10 protein-coding genes are annotated in these 13,016 nt (G+C 72.2%); 7 read left to right on the forward strand and 3 right to left on the reverse strand.

All coding sequences use genetic code 11. The features are described from left to right. Positions 1–227: 227 nt before the first annotated feature. Together hemQ and hemG are read right to left on the reverse strand one after the other, a co-directional pair. Positions 228–941, reverse strand: coding sequence for a hydrogen peroxide-dependent heme synthase (gene hemQ / locus ACFVZW_RS02210; protein ID WP_384515402.1), 714 nt, complete (start codon positions 939–941; stop codon positions 228–230). Between the two features lie 17 nt (positions 942–958). Further along, positions 959–2,449, reverse strand: a complete 1,491-nt coding sequence (gene hemG / locus ACFVZW_RS02215; RefSeq protein ID WP_384515405.1) for a protoporphyrinogen oxidase — start codon at positions 2,447–2,449, stop codon at positions 959–961. A gap of 163 nt (positions 2,450–2,612) precedes the next feature. On the opposite strand from hemG, the gene ACFVZW_RS02220 reads away from it, so the two are divergent. Beyond that, positions 2,613–3,548: a DUF4349 domain-containing protein gene (locus ACFVZW_RS02220; RefSeq protein ID WP_384515408.1), complete on the forward strand. Its 936-nt coding sequence runs from the start codon at positions 2,613–2,615 to the stop codon at positions 3,546–3,548. Positions 3,549–3,575: 27 nt separating this feature from the next. Next, a complete protein-coding gene (locus ACFVZW_RS02225) occupies positions 3,576–4,949 on the forward strand; it encodes an FAD-dependent oxidoreductase (protein ID WP_384515410.1) in 1,374 nt (457 codons plus the stop codon). Between the two features lie 70 nt (positions 4,950–5,019). On the opposite strand, the gene hemE is transcribed toward ACFVZW_RS02225, so the two are convergent. After that, positions 5,020–6,096 carry a uroporphyrinogen decarboxylase gene (hemE, locus tag ACFVZW_RS02230; RefSeq protein ID WP_384515413.1) on the reverse strand — a complete coding sequence of 359 codons (1,077 nt, stop codon included), beginning with the start codon at positions 6,094–6,096 and terminating at the stop codon, positions 5,020–5,022. A gap of 91 nt (positions 6,097–6,187) precedes the next feature. Here hemE and ACFVZW_RS02235 point away from each other — a divergent pair, with 91 nt between their 5' ends. From ACFVZW_RS02235 to ACFVZW_RS02255, 5 genes are all read left to right on the forward strand, one after another. After that, positions 6,188–6,880, forward strand: a complete 693-nt coding sequence (locus tag ACFVZW_RS02235; RefSeq protein WP_384515416.1) for a DUF3000 domain-containing protein — start codon at positions 6,188–6,190, stop codon at positions 6,878–6,880. Positions 6,881–7,091: 211 nt separating this feature from the next. Beyond that, on the forward strand, positions 7,092–7,757 hold the full coding sequence (locus ACFVZW_RS02240; RefSeq protein ID WP_017242457.1) for a response regulator transcription factor: 666 nt from the start codon (positions 7,092–7,094) through the stop codon (positions 7,755–7,757). A gap of 325 nt (positions 7,758–8,082) precedes the next feature. After that, complete coding sequence (locus tag ACFVZW_RS02245; RefSeq protein WP_384515420.1) at positions 8,083–9,366, forward strand: HRDC domain-containing protein; 1,284 nt, start codon at positions 8,083–8,085, stop codon at positions 9,364–9,366. A 197-nt stretch (positions 9,367–9,563) separates the two neighbouring features. Next, positions 9,564–10,778 carry an acetyl-CoA C-acyltransferase gene (locus tag ACFVZW_RS02250; RefSeq protein WP_362014462.1) on the forward strand — a complete coding sequence of 405 codons (1,215 nt, stop codon included), beginning with the start codon at positions 9,564–9,566 and terminating at the stop codon, positions 10,776–10,778. Then, positions 10,775–12,913, forward strand: a complete 2,139-nt coding sequence (locus ACFVZW_RS02255) for a 3-hydroxyacyl-CoA dehydrogenase NAD-binding domain-containing protein (protein ID WP_384515423.1) — start codon at positions 10,775–10,777, stop codon at positions 12,911–12,913. The genes ACFVZW_RS02250 and ACFVZW_RS02255 overlap by 4 nt, the downstream gene beginning before the upstream one ends. Positions 12,914–13,016 lie beyond the last annotated feature (103 nt).

Consider the following 13,016-nt stretch of genomic DNA (forward strand, 5'->3'; position numbering starts at 1 on the left):
TGGGGGGGGCGCCCCCCCCCCCGCGAACTGGGTCATTGGGTGGTTAATCCCCGGCGGGGGGGGGCGCCGCTAACCCCGCGGGGGGGGCGCCCCGGGGGCGCCCCCCACCCGGAGCCGGACCCGGTGTCGCTGGAGCGGCGTGCGGAACTCCGTCCGCCGTCTGATCTTCCGGGTCGAGGGGTGACGGCCCGACCGGTCGCCGGGCTGTCACCGAGTTCGTAGGGCCGTCAGGCCAGGCCCGCCACCAGGTCCGCCACGGAGCGACGGCGGCCGGTGTAGAACGGGACCTCCTCGCGGACGTGCATCCGCGCCTCGGAGGCGCGCAGGTGGCGCATGAGGTCGACGATGCGGTGCAGCTCGTCGGCCTCGAAGGCGAGGATCCACTCGTAGTCGCCGAGCGAGAACGAGGCGACCGTGTTGGCGCGGACGTCGGGGAAGCCGCGGGCCATCTTGCCGTGGTCCGCGAGCATCCGGCGGCGGTCCTCGTCCGGCAGCAGGTACCAGTCGTAGGAGCGCACGAAGGGGTAGACGCTCACGTAGTCGCGGGGCGTCTCGTCGGCCAGGAAGGCCGGGATGTGCGACTTGTTGAACTCGGCGGGGCGGTGCAGCGCCATGTTCGACCAGACCGGCTCGAGGGCGCGGCCCAGCTTGGTGCGGCGGAAGAGGTTGTACGCGTCCTGGAGCTCGTCGCTCGTCTCGGCGTGCCACCAGATCATGACGTCCGCGTCGGCGCGCAGACCGGAGAGGTCGTACGTGCCGCGGATGGTGATGTCCTTGGCGGCGAGCTGGTCGAACAGCTCCTGGACCTCGTCGGCGTAGCCGGCGCGGTCCTCGGGCAGGTTGTCGCGCAGCTTGAACACAGACCACAGGGTGTAGCGGATGACCTCGTTGAGGTCCTTCGCCTTCTTACCGGCGTTCGGGATCTTTTCGGGCGCACTCATACGCCTATTCTCGCCCGTCACGGACAGTGCCCTGCACCAGGGTGGGTGGTTTCCGACGTGGCGATGATCTCGTCGGCGATCTCGTCGGCGGCGCGGTGGCCGGAGGCGATGCAGGCGGGGATGCCGACACCCTCGTACACGGCGCCGGCGAGGCGCAGTCCGGGCAGGCGGGCGACGGCCTCACGGATGCGGGCGACGCGGGCGAGGTGGCCGACGGGGTACTGCGGGAGACCGCCGGTCCAGCGGGTGACGGTGGTGGCGACGGGGCGGGCGGTCAGGCCGGTGGCCGCTCCGAGGTCCTTGAGCGATGCCTCGACGAGGTCGGCGTCGTCGCGGAGGATCTGCTCCTCCTCGCCGTAGCGGCCGACGGAGGTGCGGAGCACGAAGAGGTCGGGGGCGGAGTCGGAGACCCACTGCCACTTCTGGCTGGAGAAGGTGGACGCCTTGATGGTGTGCCCGTCGACGGGCGGCACGAGGAACCCGGACCCGGGCAGCCCCTGGACGTCGGAGCGGCGGAAGGCGAGGGTGACGAGCGCCATGGAGGCGTACTCGACGGCTCCGAGCTCGTCGGCGGCCCGGGGCGCCTCGTGGCCGAGCAGCTCGGCGGTGGCCCAGGCGGGGGTGGCGAGGACGACCGCGTCGGCGACGACGGTCCGCCCCCCGACGACGACGCGCCACCGCGTGGCGGGCGCGGGTCCGCCGATGGCGTCCGGGGATTCCGGCGCCGCCGGAATCCGGCGGAGTTCGGTCACGGGGGCATGCGTGAGGATCTCGCCGCCCGCGGCGCGGATCGCCGCCGCGACCGCGTCGGGCAGGGTGCCGATGCCGCCCTCGATGCCCATGAACGCGGAGCCGCCGAGGCCGGTGGCCGCGCCCGCCGCGTCCGACGGGGTCGCGGCGCCCGCCCGCTGGACGGCGTGGACGGCGTCGGTGAGCGTGGCGTGGGTGCGGGCGGCGGCGAAGAGGGCGGGGACGGCGGCCCGCATCGAGATCCGGTAGGCGTCGCCGGCGTACACGCCGCCGAGCAGCGGCTCGACCAGGCGGTCGACTACCTCGTGGCCCATCCGGTCGGCGACGTACGCGCCGATGGCGATGTCCTCGCCGATCTCGGCCGGGGGCAGTTCGCGGTCCCGCTCGACCCGGCGCAGCCCCTCCTCGGAGAGGAGGTCGGCGAGGGCGGCGGCGTCGCCGGGGACGCCCATGACGTGCCCCTTGGGCATCGGGCGCAGTGTCCCGCGGGTCCACACGGACGCGGTGGTCGTGGCGGGCGGCCGGAGCCGGTCTCCGAGGCCGACGGCGCGGGCGAGCGCCACCGCCTCGGGACGGCGGGCGAGCAGCGACTCGGCACCGAGGTCGACGGGGGCGCCGGCGATCTCCCCGGCGAGCAGCTTGCCGCCGACCCGGTCGCCGCCTTCGAGCAGCGTCACCCGTGCTCCGGCGGACAGCAGCCGGTGGGCGGCGGCGAGGCCGGCGATGCCGCCTCCGACTACGACAACGTGCGCGTTCATGGCTCCACTCTCTCAAAACCCGTTCCGAGGCCGGAACGTGACCGCTTCGCTACCGCCCGGGGGCAACCCGCGCCCCCTCCCCGTACGTCGAACCGGCAACACTCACCACCACCCCAGGGGGGATCCCATGCACGGAGTGCGAGGGCCACGAAGAGCACGAGGTGTGCGCGGTGCGGCCGTGGCGTTGGCCGCGGTCTCGCTGGCGCTGACCGGGTGCGCCGGGGGCGCTTCCGACAGGTCCGCCGACACCAAGGGACAGAGCGCGGCGCAGCCCGCCGAGGGCGCGGGCGCGGCCGACCGGGGCTACGAGGCGGACAAGGGGGCGGCCGCGGACACGCGGAAGCCCGCCGCCCCCGCGCTCCGGCAGCAGCACATCATCCGTACCGCCGAGCTGAGTGTGGAGGTCGAGGACGCGTCCAAGGCGCTGGCCACCGCCCGCCGGGTCACCGAGGGCGCGGGCGGCCAGGTCGCGAACGAGTCGACCGAGCGGATCGACGACACGCACCTGACCTCGCGGATCGTGCTGCGCGTGCCGCAGGGCTCGTACGAGTCGGTGCTCGAGGAGCTCGCGGGCACGGGCCGGCTGCTGTCCCGGAAGGCGGACGCGAAGGACGTCACCGAGCAGGTGGTGGACGTCGAGAGCCGGATAGCCACCCAGCGGGCGAGCGTCGACCGGGTGCGCGCGCTGATGAACCGGGCGGAGAAGCTGAGCGATGTGGTCACCCTGGAGGGCGAGCTGAGCCGTCGTCAGGCGGATCTGGAGTCGCTGCTGGCTCAGCAGGCCTCGCTGAAGGACCGTACGACGCTGGCGACGATCACCCTCGAACTGTCCGAGAAGGAGGGGCCGGGAGCGTCGGAGTCGGGGGACCGGCCTGGCTTCCTGGAGGCGCTCTCCGGGGGCTGGAACGCACTGGTGACGGCGCTGGCCTGGGTCGTAATCGTGCTGGCGGCGGTCGCGCCGTGGCTGGCCGTGGCCCTCGCCCTGTACCTGCTGTGGCGGATACTCGTCCGGCCGCGGCGTGCGCGTCGCGCGGCCGCGGGGCCGACGGGCCCCGCGGAGACGGCGGCGGCGAAGGGACCTGACACATCCACGGACTGAACCACCGGTCCGACGTAGCGTGTTCGTATGAGCGAACGACTGGTGGTCATCGGCGGCGATGCGGCGGGTATGTCCGCCGCATCGCAGGCACGCAGGCTCAAGGCGCCCGGGGAGCTGGAGATCGTCGCCTTCGAGCGCGGTCACTTCACCTCGTACTCGGCCTGCGGCATCCCGTACTGGGTCGGCGGCGACGTCGAGGAGCGCGACGAGCTGATCGCGCGCACCCCCGAGGAGCATCGGGCGCGCGACATCGATCTGCGGATGCGGACCGAGGTGACCGAGCTCGACGTGCCGGGGCAGCGTGTGCGCACGCGGGACCTGGAGTCCGGTACGGAGGCGTGGACGGGCTTCGACAAGCTGGTGGTGGCGACCGGCGCACGGCCGCTGCGGCCGCGGCTGCCGGGGATCGACGCCCCGGGGGTGCACGGGGTGCAGACGCTCGACGACGGGCAGGCGCTGCTCGACTCGCTGGAGCGTACGGAGGGCCGGCGTGCGGTGGTCGTGGGCGCCGGGTACATCGGCGTGGAGATGGCCGAGGCGTTGCTGAACCGGGGCTACGAGGTGACGGTGCTCAACCGGGGCGAGCAGCCGATGGCGACGCTCGACCCGGACATGGGGCGGCTGGTCCACCGGGTGATGGACGGTCTCGGCATCAGGACGGTCGGCTCCTCGGCGGTCACGAAGATCCTCACGGACGAGGACCGCCGCGTCCGGGCGGTGGCGACGGACGACGCCGAGTATCCGGCGGACGTGGTGGTCCTCGGGATGGGCGTGGTCCCGGAGACGACCCTGGCGGGGGCGGCCGGGCTGCCGCTCGGGACGTACGGCGGTCTGCTCACCGATCTCGCGATGCGGGTACGGGGGCACGAGAACATCTGGGCGGGCGGTGACTGCGTCGAGGTGCTCGACCTGGTCTCGGGCCGCGAGCGGCACATCGCGCTGGGCACGCATGCCAACAAGCACGGGCAGGTGATCGGCTCGAACGTGGGCGGCGGCTACGCCACGTTCCCGGGTGTGGTCGGCACGGCGGTGTCGAAGGTGTGCGACCTGGAGATCGCGCGCACCGGCCTGCGGGAGAAGGACGCCCGCGAGGTCGGACTGCGGTACGTGACGGTGACGATCGAGTCGACCAGCCGGGCGGGCTACTACCCGGGCGCGGCGCCGATGACGGTGAAGATGCTCGCGGAGCGTCGTACGGGCCGGCTGCTCGGGGTGCAGATCGTGGGCCGTGAGGGCGCGGCGAAGCGGGTGGACATCGCGGCGGTGGCGTTGACGGCCGGGATGACGGTGGAGCAGATGACGGCCCTGGACCTGGGGTACGCGCCGCCGTTCTCGCCGGTGTGGGATCCGGTGCTGATCGCGGCGCGCAAGGCGATGGCGGCGGTGCGCTCGGCGGGCTGAGCCGAGTGACGACGCGAGCGCCGTCGCTCCCCGGCGGGGAACGACGGCGCTGTCACCCGAAGGCGTCGGCTCAGACGGCCGTCCTGGTGTGCACGTACTCCACCAGGCGCGTCAGGGCGTCCGGGTCCATCGCCGGCATGACGCCGTGGCCCAGGTTGAAGACATGGCCCTCCAGCCCCTTGGCGGCGGCGAGGACCTCGTCCGCCTTCGCCTCGACGACCTCGGTCGAGGCGAAGAGCACGGCCGGGTCCAGGTTGCCCTGGAGCGCCTTGCCGGGGCCGACGCGGCGGGCGGCCTCGTCCATGGGGACGCGCCAGTCGACGCCGACGACGTCCGCGCCCGCCTCTCCCATGAGTCCGAGCAGCTCACCCGTACCGACGCCGAAGTGGATCCGCGGGACGCCGTACGAGGCGACCGCGTCGAAGACCTTGACGGAGGCGGGCATCACCGAGCGGCGGTAGTCGGCGGGGGCCAGGGCTCCGACCCAGGAGTCGAAGAGCTGCACGGCGGAGGCGCCGGCCTCGATCTGGACCTTGAGGAAGGCCGAGGTGATCTCGGCGAGGCGGTCGAGCAGATCGGCCCACAGCTGCGGGTCGCCGTACATCAGCGCCTTGGTGTGCTCGTGGCTGCGGGACGGACCGCCCTCCACGAGGTAGCTCGCGAGGGTGAAAGGCGCGCCGGCGAATCCGATGAGGGGCGTGGAGCCCAGCTCGCCGGTGAGCATCCCGATGGCCTCGGTGACGTAGTGGACGTCCTCGGGGGTCAGGTCGCGCAGCCGGTCCAGGTCGGCGCGGGTGCGGATCGGGTCGGCGACGACCGGGCCGACGCCCGGCTTGATGTCGAGGTCGATGCCGATGGCCTTGAGCGGGACGACGATGTCGCTGAAGTAGATCGCCGCGTCCACCTTGTGGCGGCGCACGGGCTGCAGCGTGATCTCGGTGACCAGCTCGGGCCGCATGCAGGACTCGAGCATCGGGATGCCCTCGCGGACCTTCAGGTACTCGGGCAGCGAGCGGCCCGCCTGCCGCATGAACCAGACAGGCGTGTGCGGCACGGCCTCGCGCCGGCACGCCTTGAGGAAGGCGGAGTCGTACGTCTGCGGCTGGTGCTTCGTCTGCTGGCCCACGGGGCTGTCATTGGCACTCACGCCCAGAATCTTCGCATGTGGCGGGAAGCCGCTCGTCCGGGCCGGGTGTCCCTCCCTGCGCGAGGCCCCCATTCCGCCTACTCTTCCCCGCATGGCTGCGGCTCAGGGACATTCTTCCGATCATTCCGACGGCGACGAACAGGCGGGCGACACGGCGGGCACAACGGAGACGAACCCGGCGCCGCCCGCTTTCCGGCGGGCGGTCGAGGCACTGCGTTCGGCCCGGCTGCGGCCGGAGGTCGAGCTCGATCCGACCCGGCCGCCGCAGCGGCTCGCTCCGTACTCGTACGCACTGGAGGCGGCGGTCGTGGACGGCGAGGAGGATCTGGCCGACGGCCGGCTCGTCCTGCTGCACGATCCGGACGGGCACGACGCCTGGAAGGGCACCTTCCGGCTGGTGACGCTGGTACGGGCGGAGCTGGAGCCGGAGATGGCGTCGGACCCGCTGCTGCCGGAGGTCTGCTGGTCCTGGCTGACCGGCGCGCTGGAGGCGCGCGGTCTGCCGTACGGAGAGGCGAGCGGTACGGTCACCCAGGCGGGCTCGCACTACTTCGGCGGGCTCGCCGAGCGCCGTCCCGCGACCCAGATCGAGATCCGGGCCTCGTGGACGCCGCAGGAGGGCCTGGGAGGCGTGCCGGACACCGCGGCACACCTGACGGCCTGGTGCGATCTGCTCTGTCAGATCGCGGGTCTGCCGCCGACCGCGCCCGATCCGGGGGCGGGGACGACCTCGGGTGCGGGGGTCGTCTCGCTGCCCCAGCGCAGGGGTCCGCAGCAGCCGTAGCGAGGCCTGCGAGATCGCCCGGACGGAGGCTCACTCGTAGGATGATCGATCACGCGTCCGAATTGCCCGAATTGTTACTCACCAAATCGTGATCTTTCCCTAAAGGCGGGCGCCCGAGCTGCCGAAGGAGTCATTGACCCCTTCACCGCACGGGTTCGCCCCCGGCTTCTTCCCCGAGCCGGCTCCGTCCCGCATCTCCCCAGGAGGCCGTGTGTCCGTTCTCCTCGAGCAGCCCGCAAGCCTGGTCGCCTACCGCCCGAACAAGCCGACCGCCATGGTCGTCGTGGCCGACCCGCGCGTCCGCTCCACCGTCACCCGCCACCTGTGGGCCCTCGGAGTACGTGACGTCATCGAGGCGTCGTCCATCGCTGAGGCCCGTCCCCGCGTCGGCAACCCCCGCGACATCTGCGTGGCCGACGTCCACCTCCCCGACGGCAGCGGCCTCACTCTGCTGTCCGAGACCCGCGCCGCGGGCTGGCCCAACGGCCTCGCCCTCTCCGCGGCCGACGACATCGGCGCCGTGCGCAACGCACTGGCCGGTGGCGTCAAGGGCTATGTCGTCACCGGTACGCGTACGAACATCGGGCACCCCACCCGCCCCGGCGCCGCCCCCATCGGCTCCGCGGCCGCCCGCCTCGGCCACCGCCGCCCCCCGGGTGCCCCGAGCCACCCGGGCGGCTACCGCGAGCTCTCCGGCCGTGAGGTCGAGGTGCTCCGGCTGGTCGCCGAGGGTCAGTCGAACAAGGCCATCGGCGTCTCGATGGGCCTGTCCGCGCTGACCGTGAAGAGCCACCTCGCCCGGATCGCACGCAAGCTCGGCACGGGTGACCGGGCCGGCATGGTCGCGGTGGCGCTGCGCACCGGGATCATCCACTGACCCTGGCAGGCCGTCCCGGACCGGAATCGGACCGGAACCGGGCCCCGGACGAGCCGCGTCACCGGGCCCACAGCGATCCCTGAACGGTTGACGAAAGATCGGCGCCTGTCGACGGAACGTTCGGTTGACCCGGGCCGACCACAGGACCAAGACCAAGTCCAAGGGCAGGCCCCACCAAACCCCGCGCAAGACCCCCACCAAGCGCACCCCCCACGCGCGGCTCCACGGGCCCCACCCTTCCCCTTCCCCGTTTTACTAATTCGGGGCCCCTGGCGCGGCATGTTACCGACCACTGGCGCTTGCCGTTCACAGATACCCTTGACACGTGACCGACGCCCAAGAGACCGCAGCAGACACAGCACTGCGAACCACCGGGGGCGCTCCCCCGGACGACGACGTCCCTGCGAACGGGCTGCCGATCCCCTTGCTGGAGCCCCGCGAGGGCATTCCGCCCGTCGTCGAGACCGACGACGCGCTCGCCGAAGTGATCGCCGCCTTCGCCGCCGGCCGCGGCCCCGTCGCCGTGGACGCCGAGCGCGCCTCCGGCTACCGCTACGGGCAGCGCGCCTATCTCGTCCAGCTCCGCCGCGAGGGCGCGGGCACCGCGCTCGTCGACCCGGTGGGCTGCCCCGATCTGTCGGGCCTCGGCGAGGCGCTCGCCGGGACCGAGTGGATCCTGCACGCCGCGACCCAGGACCTGCCGTGCCTGCGGGACATAGGCATGGTGCCGACCCGGCTGTTCGACACCGAGCTGGCCGGCCGGCTCGCGGGCTTCCCGCGGGTCGGGCTCGGGGCGATGGTCGAGTCCGTTCTCGGCTACGCCCTGGAGAAGGGGCACTCCGCGGTGGACTGGTCCACCCGCCCGCTGCCCGAGCCCTGGCTCCGGTACGCCGCGCTGGACGTCGAGCTGCTCGTCGACCTGCGTGACGCACTGGAGAAGGAGCTCGACCGGCAGGGCAAGCTGGAGTGGGCCCACCAGGAGTTCGACGCGATCGCCTCGGCCCCGCCCGCGCCGCCGCGCCAGGACCCGTGGCGCCGGACCTCCGGAATGCACAAGGTACGGCGCCGTCGCCAGATGGCGGTCGTACGGGAGCTGTGGACGGCCCGGGACCGCCTCGCGCAGCGGCGGGACGTCTCGCCGGGCAAGGTGCTCAGCGACACCGCGATCGTGGAGGCGGCGCTCGCCGTCCCCCTGAACGTGGCCGCGCTGACCGCGCTGCCGGGCTTCGGGCACCGCATGGGCCGACGCCAGCTGGAGCAGTGGCAGACGGCCGTGGACCGCGCGAAGGCCCTCCCGGACAACGAGCTCCCCCAGCCCGGCCAGCCGGTCGCGGGTCCCCCGCCGCCGCGCGCCTGGGCGGACAAGGACCCGGCCGCGGCCGCCCGCCTGTCGGCTGCCCGCGCCGCGGTCTCGGCCCTCGCGGAGGAGCTGAACCTCCCGCAGGAGAACCTGATCACCCCGGACACGGTCCGCCGCGTCTGCTGGGAGCCCCCGTCCCCGGGCACGCCCGACACGGTCGCGTCCGCCCTCATGGGCTACGGCGCCCGCCCGTGGCAGGTCGAACTGGTGACCCCGCTCCTGGTCACGGCCCTGACGGCGACGGCGTAACCGCCTTTCCCGTGTTCTCCGCGAAGCCCCCGGCACCCCGCCGGGGGCTTCGGCGTACCCTCCCCGCAGTGTGACCTTCGCCGCTCCGGCCCCCGGGGCTGGGCAGCCCGGTTACCCGCAAGTAGCATGGGGGGAGCAAGCGCGCGCTTAGCCGCGTGCCGCAGCAGTGCCATCCCGCACCCTGGAGGAGAGCCATCGTGCCTCGTACCGTCAGGGACGTCGTCTTCGTCGACGGCGTCCGCACCCCGTTCGGCAAGGCGGGCCCGAAGGGCATCTACCACGAGACCCGCGCCGACGATCTCGTCGTGAAGGCCATCCGGGAGCTGCTGCGCCGCAACCCCGGCCTCGACCCCGCGAAGATCGACGAGGTCGCCATCGCCGCGACCACGCAGATCGGTGACCAGGGTCTGACCCTCGGCCGCACCGCCGGCATCCTCGCCGGTCTGCCGCAGTCCGTCCCGGGCTACTCCATCGACCGCATGTGCGCCGGCGCGCTGACCGCCGTCACCTCGGTCGCCGGCTCCATCGCGTTCGGCGCCTACGACGCCGTCATCGCCGGTGGCGTCGAGCACATGGGCCGCCACCCCATGGGCGAGGGCGTCGACCCGAACCCGCGGTTCGTGAGCGAGAAGCTGGTCGACGAGTCCGCCCTGTTCATGGGCATGACCGCCGAGAACCTGCACGACCGCTACCCGAGCATCACCAAGCAGCGCGCCGACGAGTACGCCGTGCGCTCGCAGGAGAAGGCCGCCAAGGCGTACGCCGACGGCAAGATCCAGCAGGACCTGGTGCCGATCTCGGTCCGCCGCACCAACGCCGAGGCCGGCGAGACCGGCTGGGGCCTGGTCACCGCCGACGAGCCGATGCGCCCGGGCACCACCCTGGAGTCGCTGGCGAACCTGAAGACGCCGTTCCGCGTCCACGGCAACGTCACCGCCGGTAACGCGGCCGGTCTCAACGACGGCGCCACCGCCTCGATCATCGCCTCCGAGGACTTCGCCCGCGAGAACAACCTCCCGGTGAAGATGCGCCTCGTCTCGTACGCCTTCGCCGGCGTCGAGCCCGAGGTCATGGGCTACGGCCCGATCCCGGCGACCGAGAAGGCGCTGGCCCAGGCCGGTCTCTCGATCGAGGACATCGACCTCTTCGAGATCAACGAGGCCTTCGCGGTCCAGGTCCTGGCATTCCTGGAGCACTACGGCATCGCCGACGACGACGCCCGCGTCAACCAGTACGGCGGCGCCATCGCCTACGGTCACCCGCTCGCCTCCTCCGGCGTCCGTCTCATGACGCAGCTGGCCCGCCAGTTCGAGGAGAACCCGCAGGTCCGTTACGGCCTCAACACGATGTGCGTCGGCTTCGGCATGGGCGCGACCGTCATCTGGGAGAACCCCCACTGGGAGGGCAAGTGAGCACCACCGCCGAGCTTCTGAAGGGTGCGGCCGAGCTGTTCCCGGACGAGGTCGTCACCAGCGCCCACGTACGGCACTTCGAACTGCCCGCGGGTGCGGGCCGGTTCGCGCTGATCACGCTGGACAACGGCTTCGACCACACCAAGCCGACCACCTTCGGTCCGCAGTCCCTTGCGAACCTCAACACGGCGATCGACCAGGTCGAGGCCGAGGCCGCCAACGGTGAGATCGTCGGCGTCGGTGTCACCGGCAAGCCGTTCATCTTCGCCGTGGGCGCCGACCTCAAGGGCGTCGAGCTGCTCAAGCAGCACTCCGACGCGCTCGCCATCGGCAAGGGCGGCCACGACGTCTTCAAGCGTCTGTCCGCGCTGGCCGTGCCGACCTTCGCGTACTACAACGGCGCGGCGATGGGCGGCGGTGTCGAGGTCGGTCTGCACTGCACCTACCGCACCGTCTCCAAGGCCCTGCCGGCCTTCTCGCTGCCCGAGGTCTTCCTCGGTCTGGTGCCCGGCTGGGGCGGCTGCACGATCCTGCCGAACCTGATCGGCGCGGAGAAGGCCGTCACGGTCATCATCGAGAACTCGCTGAACCAGAACCGTCAGCTCAAGGGCAAGCAGGTCTTCGAGCTCGGCATCGCCGACGCGATCTTCGAGGGCGCGGACTTCCTGGAGCAGTCGCTGATCTGGACCGCCTCGGTCCTCAACGGCTCGGTCACGGTGGAGCGTCCGGAGATCGACCGCGGTGAGGGCTGGGACCAGGCCGTCGCCAAGGGCCGGTTCATCGCCGACTCCAAGGTGCACGGCGCGGCCCCGGCCGCGTACCGCGCCCTGGACATCATCGAGGCGTCCAAGGACGGCGACCTGCAGAAGGGCTTCGACGCCGAGGACCAGGCCCTCGCTGACCTGATCATGGGCGGCGAGCTCCGCTCCGGCATCTACGCCTTCAACCTGGTGCAGAAGCGCGGCAAGCGCCCCGCCGGTGCCCCGGACAAGTCGCTGGCCCGCCCGGTCACCAAGGTCGGTGTCGTCGGCGCCGGTCTGATGGCCTCCCAGCTCGCGCTGCTCTTCCTGCGCCGCCTGGAGGTGCCGGTCGTCCTGACCGACATCGACCAGGAGCGCGTCGACAAGGGTGTGGGCTACGTCCACGCCGAGATCGAGAAGCTGCTCGGCAAGGGCCGGATCAACCAGGACAAGGCCAACCGTCTCAAGGGCCTGGTCTCCGGCGTCCTGGACAAGGCCGCCGGCTTCGCGGACGCGGACTTCATCATCGAGGCCGTGTTCGAGGAGATGTCCGTCAAGCAGAAGGTGTTCGCGGAGGTCGAGGCGGTCGCCCCGGCGCACGCGATCCTCGCCACCAACACCTCCTCCCTGTCGGTGTCGGAGATGGCCTCCAAGCTCCAGCACCCGGAGCGCGTGGTCGGCTTCCACTTCTTCAACCCGGTCGCGATCCTCCCGCTCCTGGAGATCGTGCGCGGCGAGCAGACGGACGACGCCTCCCTCGCCACCGCGTTCGGTGTCGCGAAGAAGCTGAAGAAGACCGCGGTCCTCACCAAGGACGCCCCGGCGTTCGTCGTGAACCGCATCCTGACCCGCTTCATGGGCGAGATCCAGAACGTCATCGACGAGGGTACCTCGGTCGAGACGGCGGAGAAGGCCATCGAGCCGCTCGGTCTGCCGATGTCCCCGCTGGTCCTCCTGGAGCTCGTCGGCCCGGCCATCGGTCTGCACGTCTCCGAGACCCTGAACCGCGCCTTCCCGGAGCGCTTCACGGTCTCCCCGAACCTGGCGGCCGTCGTCAAGGCCGGCAAGCGCGGCTTCTACGTCTACTCCGCCGAGAACGACTTCAAGCCGGAGCTGGACCCCGAGGTCGCCGCCCTCCTGGTGCAGGGCGATGTCGTCCTGACGGAGGAGCAGGTCCGCGACCGCGTCCTGGACGCGGTGGCGCAGGAGATCGGCCTGATGCTGGAGGAGGGTGTCGTCGCCGAGGCGCAGGACATCGACCTCTGCCTGATCACGGGCGCGGGCTGGCCCTTCCACCTGGGCGGCATCACGCCGTACCTGGACCGTGAGGGCGTCTCCCAGCGGGTGAACGGCAAGCCGTTCCTCGCGCAGGGCGTGGCGAGCGTCCCCGCGTAACGACGACGCGACAAGCGACTGCCGGGGGTGGTGGGGGGCCGGGTGGGGGCCCACCCCGGCGGGGGGGGGAGCGAGGGGAGAGAGACAAACAAAAACACCCCCC

The organism is Streptomyces sp. NPDC059567 (genome assembly GCF_042735655.1).
Lineage (GTDB): Bacteria > Actinomycetota > Actinomycetes > Streptomycetales > Streptomycetaceae > Streptomyces.

What these genes read in the sequence shown, in the direction of transcription:
- hemG (WP_384515405.1), bottom strand. Translation starts at nt 2,449, where the DNA reads ATGAACGCGCACGTTGTCGTAGTCGGAGGCGGCATCGCCGGCCTCGCC.
- ACFVZW_RS02235 (WP_384515416.1), top strand. Translation starts at nt 6,188, where the DNA reads ATGGCTGCGGCTCAGGGACATTCTTCCGATCATTCCGACGGCGACGAA.
- ACFVZW_RS02225 (WP_384515410.1), top strand. Translation starts at nt 3,576, where the DNA reads ATGAGCGAACGACTGGTGGTCATCGGCGGCGATGCGGCGGGTATGTCC.
- hemQ (WP_384515402.1), bottom strand. Translation starts at nt 941, where the DNA reads ATGAGTGCGCCCGAAAAGATCCCGAACGCCGGTAAGAAGGCGAAGGAC.